The organism is Streptomyces coelicoflavus (assembly GCF_003112555.1).
Lineage (GTDB): Bacteria > Actinomycetota > Actinomycetes > Streptomycetales > Streptomycetaceae > Streptomyces > Streptomyces coelicoflavus.
On record NZ_BEWB01000002.1, the window covers coordinates 433,908 to 448,207 of the forward strand.

The 14,300-nt window shown below is 73.1% G+C and carries 10 protein-coding genes and 2 tRNA genes; 10 read left to right on the forward strand and 2 right to left on the reverse strand.

Features of this window, described 5'->3' with window-relative positions:
- Positions 1-13 precede the first annotated feature (13 nt).
- From rsfS to Sco07f_RS02185, 5 genes are all read left to right on the forward strand, one after another.
- A complete protein-coding gene (gene rsfS, locus Sco07f_RS02160; RefSeq protein ID WP_007449501.1) occupies positions 14-460 on the forward strand; it encodes a ribosome silencing factor in 447 nt (148 codons plus the stop codon).
- Positions 457-1,128, forward strand: a complete 672-nt coding sequence (locus tag Sco07f_RS02165; RefSeq protein WP_054100514.1) for a histidine phosphatase family protein — start codon at positions 457-459, stop codon at positions 1,126-1,128. Before rsfS ends, Sco07f_RS02165 begins: the two co-directional genes overlap by 4 nt.
- 108 nt (positions 1,129-1,236) lie before the next feature.
- A tRNA-Ala gene (locus Sco07f_RS02170) sits at positions 1,237-1,309 on the forward strand.
- A 377-nt stretch (positions 1,310-1,686) separates the two neighbouring features.
- Entirely contained in the window at positions 1,687-1,920 is a 234-nt protein-coding gene (locus tag Sco07f_RS02180) for a hypothetical protein (protein ID WP_003976229.1), read from the forward strand.
- 125 nt (positions 1,921-2,045) lie between these two features.
- Positions 2,046-2,118, forward strand: a tRNA-Ala gene (locus Sco07f_RS02185).
- Between the two features lie 58 nt (positions 2,119-2,176).
- On the opposite strand, the gene Sco07f_RS02190 is transcribed toward Sco07f_RS02185, so the two are convergent.
- Positions 2,177-3,787 carry an NADH-quinone oxidoreductase subunit NuoF family protein gene (locus Sco07f_RS02190; protein ID WP_167467992.1) on the reverse strand — a complete coding sequence of 537 codons (1,611 nt, stop codon included), beginning with the start codon at positions 3,785-3,787 and terminating at the stop codon, positions 2,177-2,179.
- Positions 3,787-5,097: a ferric reductase-like transmembrane domain-containing protein gene (locus tag Sco07f_RS02195; RefSeq protein ID WP_108986766.1), complete on the reverse strand. Its 1,311-nt coding sequence runs from the start codon at positions 5,095-5,097 to the stop codon at positions 3,787-3,789. Before Sco07f_RS02195 ends, Sco07f_RS02190 begins: the two co-directional genes overlap by 1 nt.
- Before the next feature lie 526 nt (positions 5,098-5,623).
- Here Sco07f_RS02195 and leuS point away from each other — a divergent pair.
- The 5 genes from leuS to Sco07f_RS02220 all read left to right on the forward strand — a co-directional run bounded on the left by leuS (position 5,624) and on the right by Sco07f_RS02220 (position 14,282).
- Positions 5,624-8,551, forward strand: a complete 2,928-nt coding sequence (gene leuS / locus Sco07f_RS02200) for a leucine--tRNA ligase (RefSeq protein WP_007449481.1) — start codon at positions 5,624-5,626, stop codon at positions 8,549-8,551.
- A gap of 187 nt (positions 8,552-8,738) precedes the next feature.
- Complete coding sequence (locus tag Sco07f_RS02205; RefSeq protein ID WP_054100516.1) at positions 8,739-9,509, forward strand: hypothetical protein; 771 nt, start codon at positions 8,739-8,741, stop codon at positions 9,507-9,509.
- A gap of 123 nt (positions 9,510-9,632) precedes the next feature.
- Positions 9,633-10,478: a DegV family protein gene (locus Sco07f_RS02210; RefSeq protein WP_087790978.1), complete on the forward strand. Its 846-nt coding sequence runs from the start codon at positions 9,633-9,635 to the stop codon at positions 10,476-10,478.
- Between the two features lie 109 nt (positions 10,479-10,587).
- Positions 10,588-11,727 carry a ComEA family DNA-binding protein gene (locus Sco07f_RS02215; RefSeq protein WP_108986767.1) on the forward strand — a complete coding sequence of 380 codons (1,140 nt, stop codon included), beginning with the start codon at positions 10,588-10,590 and terminating at the stop codon, positions 11,725-11,727.
- The gene (locus Sco07f_RS02220; RefSeq protein WP_108986768.1) at positions 11,724-14,282 is read left to right on the forward strand and encodes a ComEC/Rec2 family competence protein; all 2,559 of its coding nucleotides are present in this window, start codon (positions 11,724-11,726) and stop codon (positions 14,280-14,282) included. Before Sco07f_RS02215 ends, Sco07f_RS02220 begins: the two co-directional genes overlap by 4 nt.
- Positions 14,283-14,300: the final 18 nt, after the last annotated feature.

Here is a 14,300-nt window from a genome sequence, read left to right on the forward strand (position 1 = left end):
CGAAAGCCAGGCAGTGACCGCGACCGACCGCTCCATCGAACTCATCAACGCCGCCGCCCAGGCGGCGGCCGACAAGCTCGCGCACGACATCATCGCCTACGACGTCAGCGACGTGCTGTCGATCACGGACGCCTTCCTGCTGGCCTCCGCACCCAACGACCGCCAGGTCAAGTCCATCGTCGACGAGATCGAGGAGCGGCTGAACAAGGAGCTGGGTGCCAAGCCGGTGCGCCGCGAGGGCGACCGCGAGGCCCGCTGGGTCCTGCTCGACTACGTCGACATCGTCGTCCACGTCCAGCACAGCGAGGAGCGCGTCTTCTACGCCCTGGAGCGGCTGTGGAAGGACTGCCCCGAGCTGGACCTGCCCGCCGACGCCAAGGAGACCCGCGGCAAGGCGGAGGAGCACGCCAAGCTCCAGGCCGCCGAGGAGGCGACGCGGACCGACGAGGACTGGCGATGAGCGCCACCGGCGAGGTGACGGCCGGCAAGCCCGGCCGCGGCCGGCGCGTCATCCTCTGGCGGCACGGCCAGACCGCGTGGAACGTGGAGCGCCGCTTCCAGGGCAGCACGGACGTCGAGCTGACCGGGACCGGCGTCGCCCAGGCCCGCCGTGCCGCCGGACTGCTCGTGCACCTGCGGCCCGACGCGATCGTCGCCTCCGACCTCGTGCGCGCCGCGAACACGGCCGCCGAGCTGTCCGTGCTCACCGGCCTCGAGGTCACCCTGGAGGAGGGCCTGCGGGAGACCTACGCGGGCGTCTGGCAGGGGCTGACCCACGACGAGATCATCGCCCGGCACGGCGACGAGTACGCGGCCTGGAAGCGCGGCGAGCCCGTGCGCCGCGGCGGCGGCGAGCTGGAGACCGAGGTCGCCGACCGCGCGGCCCCCGTGGTGCTCCGGCACGCCGAGAAGCTCCCCGAGGACGGCACCCTCGTCGTGGTCAGCCACGGCGGCACGATCCGCACCACCATCGGCCGCCTGCTCGGCCTGGAACCGCACAGCTGGGAGAGCCTCGGCGGCCTGACCAACTGCTGCTGGTCCGTCCTGGGCGAGGGCGCCCGCGGCTGGCGCCTGCTGGAGCACAACGCCGGCACCCTGCCGGAACCGGTGCTCGGCGACGACGTCTGAACCGCGATTTCACTTTCCGGCAGGTCGCAGGCTAAAGTTCTTCTTGTTCGCCCCGCCGAGCGGAGCGGACGGAGAGCAGGACCATGCGACTCGGGTCGCGTGGCACCAGGGGCTATAGCTCAGTTGGTAGAGCGCCTGCATGGCATGCAGGAGGTCAGGAGTTCAATTCTCCTTAGCTCCACAGCCCACGGACGAATCCCGTCCCCTTCGGGGGGCGGGATTTTTCGTCTCCGCCCGCTTGAGCAACACGCGTCCCACAGGCGTATACGTCGGTGGACTCCGTGTCCGGACCGGTACTGAGGCGTCGCTGACCGGGTCGGCCCGGTCGTGGCAGAATCAAACGGCCGGAAGGGGACCGCGGCCCGACGGGAGGGAGTGGCGATGCCTGGGAGCATCCTCGAGGAGGTCGGTCACCTCCTCGGCGGAGCGGTGGCGAGGAACACGCTCACCCGTCTCAGCTGCCCTTCCTGCGGATCCGGGCACGTGGCCCAAGTCCTCGGCGACAACGGCGGAATCTCTTACGTGTGCACGGCCTGCGGCCACAGCTGGAGCTGAGCGATGGGTGCACACAGGCGGAAGTGCGACTGGTGCGGCAGCGGTACGCCCATCGTGCGCGACATGGAGCCGGTCAACCCCGACTACCAGTACTGGTGCGAGGAATGCGCGCGGGCGCTGATCATAAAGGGCGACCCCATCGAGACGTACCGCGAACTCGAGGGTGAGCCGATCTACGGCCGGCTCCTCGAGGAGCACTGCACGCTCAAGCGGTTCTACTCGTTCGTGACGGCCTGACAGCCCGACGCCTCGCCGGGCCCGCAAGAGGGCGAAACGGGCAAAGCGGAAACGATTTGGTGTTGTGCCCGGTCGACCGTGTAATGTTGGCGTCGCCGCCGGGGAGACCGGGCGGCGGAAAACAAGGGGCTATAGCTCAGTTGGTAGAGCGCCTGCATGGCATGCAGGAGGTCAGGAGTTCAATTCTCCTTAGCTCCACAATCACACAGACGAACCCCCCGGATCCTCGGTCCGGGGGGTTCGTTCGTCTCCGGTCTCAGCGGCCCAGCGCCCGGCGGCCGCGGCCCTGGGACAGCACCGGCAGGTTGGTGCGCGAGGACGGCGCCGGCGTGCGGGTGTCCTCCTCGATGCGCAGCGCCAGCGCCGGGCAGCGGCGCACCGCGCGCACCGCCTTGGCCTCCGCGAACCGGGGCACCTCGGCCTGCGCGACGGTCGGGAAACCGTCGGCGCCGAGCTGGAAGACCTCCGGCAGGATGTCGGCGCACAGCCCGTGGCCCCGGCACAGCGTCCAGTCGACGTAGATCTTCTGGCGGCTGGGGCCGTTCTCCTCCCCGCCGCCCGGGACGCCCGTGGGTGCCCTGCCCCCCTCGAAGAGCGGCAGGACGCCTTCCACGGGCCGCCCGCAGCCGTTGCCGAGGACATGGGCGGCCAGGTCGTCCGTGAACGCCTTGACGGTCGACTCCAGGAACATCGCCGAGCCGTCCGGGTGCGAACAGGCGCCGCGCCGCTTCACGTTCCTCGCGACCTGCTTGACCGCCTCCAGGGCGGCCGGGCCGCCGCCGTTGAGGATGTCCTCGAGGCCCCGCGCGGCGGCCGGCAGGCCCAGGTAGCAGGGCCCGCACTGGCCGGCGCTCTCCTCCGCCAGCCACTGCGCCACCCGCAGCGACTCGCCCAGCGGGCAGGTGTCCTGACCGATCGGCAGGATCGCGCCCGCGCCGAGCGAGCCGCCGACCTGTTGCAGCGAGTTGCGCGAGACGATCGCCTCGTCCACGGTCGCCGCGTCGATCCACTTGCCGTGGTAGCCGCCGGTCAGCACGCCCTGCGGCACCGGCGGGGCGCCGGCCAGCTGGAGGACGTAGCGCAGCGGCACACCCGTCGGGACCTCGATCACCATGGGGCGGGCCACCGCGCCGGAGACCGTGAGCATCACCGTGCCCGGCTCGTCGTACAGGCCGGTGTTGCCGTAGCGCTCCGGGCCGATGCGGGCCGCGATCGCCAGCTGGGCGAAGGTCTCGGCGTTGGACAGCAGGGTCGGGGCGCCGCCGACGCCGCTCCTGGAGGCGCTCACCTTGCGGCCCGGCGGGATCGCCGGGCCGCCGTCGATGGAGCGGATCAGCGAGGCCGCCGCGCCGGTGACCATGCGCACCGGATTGCGCTGCACGCGCGCGCGGAGGGCGGACCGCCGGCCGTTGCTCAGGCCGCGCTCGGCGAGGGCGGCCTCCATGGAGCGCTGCGTGGACTCGCGGGTGACCCCGATGACCAGGGTGCGGGCGCCCATGGCCTCGGCGCACAGCAGCGCGCCGTCCAGGATCAGATGCGGGGCGCGGTTGATCAGCACCGTGTCCTTGCGGCAGGCCGGTTCGTCCTCGCTGCCGTTGACGACCACGACGGGCCGTACGCCGCGCTTGATCGCCGCCTCGGCGACCGAGCGCAGCTTCTTGTGGAAGGGGAAGCCCGCGCCGCCGCGGCCCTTCAGGCCGATGCGTTCGGAGAGCTGCGCGAGCTGCTCCCCGCCCATCGGTTCGAGCGGGCCGTGCACCTTGAGGTGCATCGGCAGATCAAGCCGCTCGACAAGGTCGAAGCCCGACGTGAGCTGGGGAAGCCCGACCACGCGGACCTCTGGGACGTCGGGCAGGGCCTCGTTCACTAAAAGCCTCCGGAAGGCGTGTTCCAGGGTTCACCGGAACCCGGTGCGTCGAAGTCGCGGGACGACGACGGCGCACCGGGGGTTGGTTCAGGGGCGGGACCGCTGTTGTACGTGTCGTTCGGGTAGTACGTGTCGTAGACCGCGTTCGTCTCACGGGTGTCGTACACGTCACTCGATCCGTAGCCCGACGCGTACGGCGACGCGTAGGGCGCGGAGTCGTTACCGGAGGGGCCCGCGGCGTCCGTGTCGCCGTAGACCGGGATGGTGTGCCCCGTGTCGTTGAGCGGGTCGTAGTGCGACGGGGGCGCCTCGCCGACCGGGGGCGGCGACGGTACGGGCCAGCTGCCCGAGGTGCTGCCGCCGCCGTCGACGACGGGCACGGCCTGAGTGGGCCACAGGTCCGGCTGCGGCGGGGCGGCGGACGCGGCCGGGTCGGCCGTCAGCGGCGGCCGGCGCGCACCGCCGGAGGGGCCGGACACGGCGCGGTAGGCCGCCGCGAAGCCGCCCGCGGGTTCCGGGGGAGTGAGGCGCTCCGCGGGTTCGTACAGCCGCGCGGACGGGGACGCGCCGCGTGACCGGGACGCCCCGGCGCGCTCGTGGCCCGGCAGGGCGGCGGTGTCCCTCGGCCGCCTCCGCGCCCTCTCGTCGGGCTCCTCGTCCTCCTCGCGCTCCTCGCGGGCGAGCCGGTCCCCGGTGCCGAGGAGGCCGGCGATCCGGTCGGCGACCTTGCGCTTGACCGGGCGGGGCGCCGCACGCAGCGCCAGGGCCGCCATGACGCCGACCACGGACAGGGCGTACAGGATTGTGAAGACCGGCTTCGCCGCTCGACCCGCGTAGAGCCCGTGCAGCAGGGCCAGGCACCAGGCCGGGTAGGCCAGCATGTGCATCGCCCGCCAGCGGGCCGCCACGGGGGCCGGGGACGCGAAGCGGTTGCGCAGTGCTCCGGTGACCCCCACGAAGATCATGAGCATGCTGGCCAGGGTGCCGAAGCCGATGAGGACGGCCCGGCCGCCGAACGACTCGTCGTCCGTGGCCAGGAGCCCGAACGGGAGGACCGCGGCGACCCAGGTGGTGTGGTCGAGGACGAGTTTGACCACGATGTGCACCAGAAGGAACACGACCGAGGCGACCGCGGTGACCCGGTGCACCGCCTGGGCCAGGATCCGCTGACGGGTGTCGAGGACGATCCGGTCCTGGGCGAGCAGGCCCCAGATCACCGAGCAGCTGAGGAAGACCAGGGAGAGGACGCCGGCGCCGAAGTCGAGGAACTGGGCGAAGGTGTCGTCCACCGTGCTGTCGTTCGTCACCACGGCAGGCCTCCCCACGTCAGGGACGTGAGGGGAGGCGGCGAGCTGTTGTCGCGAGGGTGGATCGGGGGAGGGTTCATGGGGGCGACTCCGGAGCGGTTCGGGAAAGCGGTCCCGCTGCCGCACTCTAAGTGGCGCCATACCCGTGGGTAGGAGGTTTGAGTTATTGCGTTGTTATCAAATGACGGCGCGCTCGTGACGGCGTCCCTTAGCGGTCGTTACGCGAAGTAACCTTTGAACTTGGTTCAGGTCGACCTCCGGTTTCCGGATCCCGGACGCCGGATTCCGGTGCTCCTCGAGCCCGGGAGCGGCCCGGCCGGTGACTGCGGTACCCTGACGCCATGCGTGCCGTACGCCTTCTGCTTAGCGAGCCGCGCTGATCAGTCCCGACCCCGGTCGTAGTCCGGTGGCCGGAATCGGCGCGGCGTCCCCTCCTGTGCGAGGGGATTTCTCATTTCCCGGCCCTTGCAGCCGCTGGTCATGAAGGTCGCAGCCGCTGGCAGAGACGATCGATGGAGCTTTGAGGATCATGAGCGAGACGAACCCCGCGGCGACCGCCCCTGTGTCGGCGGACGCCGCGCCGCACCGCTACACGGCTGCCATGGCCGCCGAGATCGAGGCACGCTGGCAGGACTTCTGGGACGCCGAGGGGACGTACGCCGCGCCGAACCCCAAGGGTGACCTGGCGGGCGACCCGGAGCTGGTCGCCAGGCCCAAGAAGTTCATCATGGACATGTTCCCGTACCCGTCCGGTGCGGGCCTGCACGTCGGTCACCCCCTGGGCTACATCGCCACCGACGTCTTCGCCCGCTTCCAGCGGATGACCGGCCACAACGTCCTGCACACCCTGGGCTTCGACGCCTTCGGCCTGCCCGCCGAGCAGTACGCCGTGCAGACCGGCACGCACCCGCGCGTGTCCACCGAAGCCAACATGGAGAACATGAAGTCCCAGCTGCGCCGGCTGGGACTGGGCCACGACAAGCGCCGGTCGTTCGCCACGATCGACCCCGAGTACTACAAGTGGACCCAGTGGATCTTCCTGCAGATCTTCAACTCCTGGTACGACGACGAGGCGAAGAAGGCCCGCCCGATCACCGAGCTGGTCGCGCAGTTCGAGTCCGGTGAACGGGAGGTCCCGGGCCACGCGGGCCGGGCGTGGAGCAGCCTGACCGGGGCCGAGCGCGCCGACGTCCTGGGCGAGTACCGCCTGGCCTACGCCTCCGACGCGCCGGTCAACTGGTGCCCGGGGCTGGGCACCGTGCTGGCCAACGAGGAGGTCACCGCCGACGGCCGCTCCGAGCGCGGCAACTTCCCCGTCTTCAAGTCCAAGCTGCGCCAGTGGAACATGCGCATCACCGCCTACGCCGACCGGCTGCTGGACGACCTGGACCAGCTGGACTGGCCCGAGGCGATCAAGCTGCAGCAGCGCAACTGGATCGGCCGCTCCGAGGGCGCCCGCGTCGACTTCCCCATCGACGGCGAGCGCATCACCGTCTTCACCACCCGCCCCGACACCCTGTTCGGCGCGACCTACATGGTGCTGGCGCCCGAGCACCCGCTGGTCGAGAAGTTCACCCCGGACGCCTGGCCCGAGGGCACGCACGACGCGTGGACCGGCGGCCACGCCACCCCGGCCGAGGCCGTCGCCGCCTACCGCGCGCAGGCCGCCTCGAAGTCCGACGTCGAGCGGCAGGCCGAGGCCAAGGACAAGACCGGCGTCTTCATCGGCGCGTACGCGACCAACCCGGTCAACGGCGAGCAGGTCCCGGTCTTCATCGCCGACTACGTGCTGATGGGCTACGGCACCGGCGCGATCATGGCCGTCCCGGCGGGCGACCAGCGCGACTTCGAGTTCGCCCGCGCCTTCGAGCTGCCGATCCGCTGCATCGTCGAGCCGACCGACGGCCGCGGCACCGACACCTCGACGTGGGAGGACGCCTTCGCGTCGTACGACGCGAAGATCATCAACTCGTCCGGTACCGGCTCCAGCTCCGGCTCCTCGGGCGAGGGCGTCACCCTGGACGGCCTGCCCGTCGTCGAGGCCAAGGAACGCATCACCGAGTGGCTGGAGCGCACCGGCGCCGGTGCGGGGACCGTCAACTTCCGCCTGCGCGACTGGCTGTTCAGCCGCCAGCGCTACTGGGGCGAGCCCTTCCCCATCGTCTACGACGAGGACGGCACCGCCCACCCCCTGCCCGCGTCGATGCTGCCCCTGGAGCTGCCCGAGGTCGAGGACTACTCCCCGCGCACCTTCGACCCGGACGACGCCGACACCGAGCCGGAGACCCCGCTGTCCCGCAACGAGGACTGGGTCAACGTCACCCTGGACCTGGGCGACGGCCGCGGCCCGCGCAAGTACCGCCGCGAGACCAACACCATGCCCAACTGGGCCGGCTCCTGCTGGTACGAGCTGCGCTACCTGGACCCGCACAACAGCGAGCAGCTGGTCGACCCCGAGATCGAGCAGTACTGGATGGGCCCGCGCGAGGGCCTGCCGCACGGCGGCGTCGACCTGTACGTCGGCGGCGCCGAGCACGCCGTGCTGCACCTGCTGTACGCGCGCTTCTGGTCCAAGGTCCTGTTCGACCTGGGGCACGTCTCCTCGGCCGAGCCGTTCCACAAGCTGTTCAACCAGGGCATGATCCAGGCCTACGTCTACCGCGACAGCCGCGGCATCGCGGTGCCCGCCGCCGAGGTCGAGGAGCGCGACGGCGCCTACTACTACCGGGGCGAGAAGGTCTCCCGGCTGCTGGGCAAGATGGGCAAGTCCCTGAAGAACGCGGTCACCCCCGACGAGATCTGCGCCGAGTACGGCGCCGACACCCTGCGCCTGTACGAGATGGCGATGGGCCCGCTGGACGTGTCCCGGCCGTGGGACACGCGCGCGGTGGTGGGCCAGTTCCGGCTGCTGCAGCGGCTGTGGCGCAACGTCGTCGACGAGAACACCGGTGAGCTGTCGGTGGCCGACGTCGCGGAGGCCGACATCGACGCCGGCACCCTGCGCGCCCTGCACAAGGCCGTCGACGGCGTGCGGCAGGACCTGGAGGGCATGCGGTTCAACACCGCCATCGCCAAGGTCACCGAGCTGAACAACCACCTGACCAAGGCCGGGGGCCCGGTCCCGCGCTCGGTCGCCGAGCGCCTGGTGCTGCTGGTCGCGCCGCTGGCCCCGCACGTCGCCGAGGAGCTGTGGCGCAAGCTGGGACACGCGTCCTCGGTGGTCCACGAGGACTTCCCGGTCGCCGACCCGGCCTACGTCGTCGACGAGACCGTGACCTGCGTCGTCCAGATCAAGGGCAAGGTCAAGGCCCGCCTGGAGGTCGCCCCCTCCATCTCCGACGACGACCTGGAGAAGGCGGCGCTGGCCGACGAGAAGGTTGTGGCCGCGCTGGGCGGGGCCGGGATCCGGAAGGTGATCGTGCGGGCGCCGAAGCTGGTGAACATCGTGCCGGCGTAGGCGGTGTCCGTGGCCGGACCGGAGGCGCTTCGCGGCGTCCCCTAGGGGCCGGCTCGGGGTCCGGTGCGGGCAGGTTCGGGGTTCTCGCGGAACCCTGGGCCTGCCTGCTGCGTTTACCGTGGAAGAGCGGCGCGACGTGTGCCGTGGACCGCCGGTGCGCGGGCCGGACGTCCGAAGGAGGAGCCTCGTGGAAGCAGCGCTCACAGTGTTCGCCCTGCTCTTCCTGCTCGCCGTCGTGCTGGGCGTCTACGCCACGGTGAAGGCCGTCGGCGCCGCCAAGCGCAGCGTGGACCGCGGCATCACGCAGGCCCGCCGCACCGTCGAGGACCACACCCTGCGGGCCAAGTCCCTGGTCCAGGTGGGGCCGGCGGCCGAGCTGGCACAGCTGCGGCTGACGCTGCGCACCTCCATGCGGGCCACGCAGGACGCGCTGCACGCGCGCGTGGCGGAGGACGAGTCCCTCAAGGAGTCCCTCGCCCTCTTCGAGCGGCTCAGCGCGCACGGCTTCGAGCTGGACGGCGAGCTGCGGCGCCTGGAGTCCGAGCCGGACCGCGCCACCCTCGCCGAGCGCCTGCCCGGACTGCGCGAGCGGACCGAGCGCATCACACAGTCGGCCGACGCCCTGCGCTGGGCGGCCCGCGACCGCGCCCACCGCTTCGCGGACGATGACCTGGATTCGCTGAGCGCCCAGATCGACGTGGAGGCCGGTGCACTGCGGCACTGGACGCAGACGACGCCGACGGAGGCCGGGACGGAGCCGGGAGCGGGGCCGGCCGCCGCGCCGCCGTCCTGGCCCGAGGCCCCGCCCGCCGACGCCGCGTCCGCCCGGCAGACCTGGCCGGACTCCCCGGCGCGGGAGCCCGCGGAGGCGGACACCGCCCGCCCCGCCATCACCCCGCCCGCCGCGCCTCCCGTGTACCCCTGGCAGAAGAAGGCCCGCCCCGAGAGCACGACCTGACGCGGCGTGGGCCGACCGGCTCGTCCGGCCGGCCCGTCCCGTCGAACCCGTCACGGCCCTGTGAACGCCCGGTCGCCGGGGCCGGACTGCCGTACGGGCACTACGCCAGGTAACCTCCAGCTCATGTCCCGCCATGTCGCTATCGTCACGGATTCAACGGCCTACCTCCCGGCCCGGACGATGGAGCGGCACGGCATCACCGCGGTACCCCTGACCGTCGTCCTGGGCGACCGGGCCCTGGAGGAGGGCACCGAGATCTCCACCCGCTCCCTCGCCCAGGCCCTCCAGAAACGCCGTCCGGTCACCACCTCCCGCCCCGGCCCCGAACTCTTCGCCGAGACCTACCGCCGGATCGCCGAGTCCGGCGCCGACGGCATCGTCTCCCTCCACCTGTCCGCCGAGCTCTCCGGCACGCACGACGCGGCCCTCGTCGCGGCGCGCGGGGCATCGATCCCGGTACGGGTGGTGGACACCGGGATGATCGCGATGGCCCTGGGCTTCTGCGCGCTGGCCGCCGCGGAGACGGCCGAGGCGGGCGGCACGGTGGACGAGGCCGTCACCGCCGCCGAGAAGCGGGCCGCGGGCACCTCCGCCTACTTCTACGTCGACACCCTCGACTATCTGCGCCGCGGCGGCCGGATCGGGGCGGCCCAGGCGCTGTTCGGCTCCGCGCTCGCCGTGAAGCCGCTGCTCCGGCTGGAGGGCGGCCGCATCGAACCCCTGGAGAAGGTGCGGACGGCGTCGAAGGCCATCGCCCGGCTCGAGGAGATCGCCGCCGACCGCGCGGGCAGCGCGCCCGTCGACGTCGCCGTCCACCATCTCGCCGCCCCGGACCGGGCGTCGGCCCTGGCGGACCGCCTGCGGGAGCGGGTGCCCGGGCTGGCCGACCTGCACGTGAGCGAGGTCGGCGCGGTGATCGGCGCGCATACGGGGCCGGGGCTGCTGGGAGTTGTCGTCTCGTCGCGGTGAGCGCCTGCCGTGTCACCTGAGGGGGCCGGAGTTTTCCACAACCGGTGGGTAGTCCCCGGGAATTGACCTTGATCATCGCGAGGGTGCCGGGGTGCCCGATCCTCGTCGCATGGCTCTTCGATCACGCTCACGCACCGCGTCCGCGACCAGCGGCCCGGGCCGCGCCCCGGCATCCGACGGCCGCCTCGCCCACCGGCGCGCACCCGGCTCCCCCTCCCACGCCCGCCCCCGTTCCTCCGCTCGGCACGGCCGCCGGCACGCGCCGCCGGAGGAGCTGCGGCAAAGGGCGGAGGCGCTCTTCGGGGAGCGCACCGAGCACGCCGGACAGGAGGGGATGCGGGGCGAGTCGGGCAAGGGGCCGCCGTTGCCCGGCACTGGTGCCACTGACTCCACTGACTCCACTGACGCCCCTGGCGCCTCTGGTGCTCCTGATGTCACTTGTGCGCCTGTTGCCCCGATTGCCCATGGTGCGCTCGATGTCCCCGGCGTCACGCGCACCGGTGACTCCGGGGGCGCCGCGACGACCTGGCGGGAGCGGACCGGGCAGGCGCTGCGGGAGCGGATGCCGTTGTGGTTGCAGACACGGTGCGGGCTGGAGCGGCGCAGCGTGGTCGCGCTCTCGGTGCTGCTCGTCGTCGCGGCGGTCTTCGCGGTGCAGCACTTCCGGTCCGGCCGCACCCAGTCCGTGGCGGCACCCGAGGTGGTCCGGGAGGCGGCGGCGTACGGAGCGGCGACACCGGGGCCGACGGCCGAGGACCGCGCCACGGCCAAGGAGCCCGAGCCGGGTGCCGCGCCCACGACCGGCGCCGGGGCCGAGATCGTGGTGGACGTCGGCGGCAAGGTCCGCAAACCCGGCGTTCACAGCCTCCCGGCGGGTTCCCGCGTCGAGGACGCCCTGCGAGCCGCCGGAGGCGTGAAGCCCGGCACGAAGACCGACGGACTGAACCGGGCCCGCTTCCTGGTGGACGGCGAGCAGGTGATGGTCGGAGCGTCCGCGCCCGCGCCCCCGCCGGGACCGGGGACTGCTTCCGGCGGACGGGTGGGAGCAGGGCCCGCCGTACCGGTCTCCCTCAGCACGGCGACCACCGACCAGCTCGACACCCTCCCGGGCGTCGGCCCGGTCCTCGCCCAGCACATCATCGACTACCGCACCCGGCACGGCGGCTTCCGCTCGGTGGACGAACTGCGCGAGGTCAACGGCATCGGCGAGCGCCGCTTCGCCGACCTGCGGGACCTCGTACGGCCATGAACACGGACGTGACCCGTGCGGGCAGGCGGGACGGGACACCCGGGGCGGAGGAGCAGCCGCTCACGAGGCCCCCGCGCGCCGCCGTGCACGCCGCCTCCGGTCACCGGCTGGGTGCGGCCCACCCCCGGCAGGAGAGCCCCGCGGACCTGCGCCTGGTGCCACCCGCTCTGGCGGCGTGGGCGACGGCGGCGCTGGTGCTGGACGCGCCGACGGGCTGGGCGGTGGGCGTGGTGACGGGCAGCCTCCTGCTGGCCGGAGCACTGCTGCTGGCGGCGCCGCGCGGACGCCCCCACGTACCGGTCGCCGCCCTGCTGCTCTGCGTCGCCGCGTCCGCGGGCTCGGCCGCACTGCACGGCGCGGACCTGCGCCGGGGACCCGTGCCGGAGCTGGCGCGGCGGTACGCCACCGTCACCGCGGAGGTGGAGGTCACGGCCGACCCCCGCCTCACCCGGCCGCGCGTCAGGGGCGACCGTGCCGTGCCGCCCACGGTGCTGATCGAGGCCGACGTGCGGCGGGTGACGGAGAGGGGCGGGACGGCGGTGACGACCCGGACGCCGGTCCTCGTACTCGTGGATGTCGGCGAGTCCCGCACCCGGGCCGCATCCTCCCGCTGGCTGAACCTGCTGCCGACCACCCGGTTCAACGTCACCGCCCGCCTGTCGCCCCCGAGGACGCGCGGCGACCGGATCGCCGCCGTGCTCAGTGTCCGGGCCGGCCGGCAGACACCGGAGACGACGGCGAAGCCCTCGACGGCACAACGCCTGGCGGGCCGGTTGCGGTCCGGCCTGCGCGAGGCGACCGAGGACCTGCCGACGGACGCGAGGGCGCTGCTGCCGGGCCTGGTCGTCGGAGACACCTCACGCGTCACGCCCGAGCTGGAGGAGGCGTTCAGGGAAACCGACCTGACGCACACGCTCGCGGTGTCCGGCGCCAACTTCACCATCGTGCTCGCCCTGCTCCTCGGCCCGCCGGGCCTGGCCCAGCGCAGCGAGCGCCGAGGCCTGGCGCCCCGCCTCGGCCTCCACCTGCGCACGACCGCGCTGCTCGGCGGCCTGCTCGCGTCGGCCTTCGTCGTCGTGTGCCGGCCCGACCCGAGCGTGCTGCGGGCGGCGGCCTGCGGCTCCGTCGCGCTGCTCGCCCTGGCCACCGGACGCCGCAGATCACTCCTGCCGGCCCTCGCGACGGCGGTACTGCTCCTGGTGCTCTACGACCCCTGGCTGGCCCGGAGTTACGGCTTCCTGCTCTCCGTGCTGGCCACGGGGGCGCTGCTCACGCTCGCTCCACGGTGGAGCGCGTCGTTGCGCCGCCGCCGGGTGCCGCCCCGGCTCGCGGAGGCGCTGGCCGCCGCGGGTGCCGCGCAGGCCCTGTGCGCGCCGGTCGTCGCGGTGCTGTCGGCGCGGGTGAGCCTGGTGGGGGTGCCGTGCAACCTGCTGGCGGAGTTCGCGGTGGCCCCGGCCACCGTGCTCGGCTTCGCGGCACTGGCGGCGGCGCCGGTGGCGATGCCGCTGGCCGAGAGCCTTGCCTGGTGCGGAGGCTGGCCGGCCGAGTGGATCGCGGGAATCGCCCGCACCGGTGCCCGGCTGCCGGGCGCGGGAGTGGACTGGCCGGGCAGCTGGGCCGGGGCGGCGCTGCTCGCCCTCGTCACGGTGGGCGTGCTGCTGGCCGGCCGACGCCTGCTGCGGCACCCCTGGTGGTGCGGCCTCTGCGCCCTGCTGCTGATCCTCGTGGTGGTGCAGCCACCCCCGCTGGCCCGGGTGATCAAGGGCTGGCCCCCACCGGACTGGCGGATGGTGATGTGCGACGTCGGCCAGGGCGACGCGCTGGTCCTCGCGGCGGGGGAGGGGACGGCCGTCGTCGTGGACACGGGCCCCGACCCCGCCCTGGTCGACCACTGCCTGCGCTCCCTCGGCATCACCCGCGTCCCCCTCGTACTGCTGACCCACTACCACGCCGACCACGTGGCCGGGCTGCCCGGAGTACTGCGGGGCCGCTCGGTGGGCGCGATCGGGACGACCGCCCTCGAGGAGCCCGCCGACCAGGCCGAGTTCGTCCGTCGGCAGGCAACGGCCCGGCACATCCCCCTGCGACACGCGTCCGCCGGAGAGCAGCGGCGCTCCGGTCCGCTGTCCTGGCAGGTGGTGTGGCCCCCGCCGAGCCCACCGACCACCACGGCGCCGGGCACGGAGGGCGGCCCCAACGACGCCAGCGTCACCCTCCTGGTCCGCACGGCGGGCATCCGTCTGCTCCTCCTCGGCGACCTGGAACCTCCGGCCCAGCGCGAGTTGGCCCGCTCCCCGGCGGCAGCGGCGTTGAAGGGCGTCGACGTGCTGAAGGTGGCCCACCACGGCTCGGCGCACCAGGACTTCGCGTTCCTCCGGCAGGTCGCCCCACGCCTGGCCCTCATCAGCTGCGGCGAGGACAACACCTACGGTCACCCGGCCCCCGGTACCGTCGCGGCCCTGCGCGCCCAGGGCGCGACGGTACTGCGCACGGACCGGGACGGGGCGTTGGCGGTCACGGGCAAGGGGAGGGAGCTGCGGGTGGCGGGGGACTGATCCCCCGAGTCGCCAAAT

Bases quoted from the DNA above. Each gene is read 5' to 3' on its own strand.
- Sco07f_RS02215 (WP_108986767.1), top strand. From the start codon at position 10,588: ATGGCTCTTCGATCACGCTCACGCACCGCGTCCGCGACCAGCGGCCCG.
- Sco07f_RS02220 (WP_108986768.1), top strand. From the start codon at position 11,724: ATGAACACGGACGTGACCCGTGCGGGCAGGCGGGACGGGACACCCGGG.
- Sco07f_RS02180 (WP_003976229.1), top strand. From the start codon at position 1,687: ATGGGTGCACACAGGCGGAAGTGCGACTGGTGCGGCAGCGGTACGCCC.
- Sco07f_RS02210 (WP_087790978.1), top strand. From the start codon at position 9,633: ATGTCCCGCCATGTCGCTATCGTCACGGATTCAACGGCCTACCTCCCG.
- Sco07f_RS02165 (WP_054100514.1), top strand. From the start codon at position 457: ATGAGCGCCACCGGCGAGGTGACGGCCGGCAAGCCCGGCCGCGGCCGG.
- leuS (WP_007449481.1), top strand. From the start codon at position 5,624: ATGAGCGAGACGAACCCCGCGGCGACCGCCCCTGTGTCGGCGGACGCC.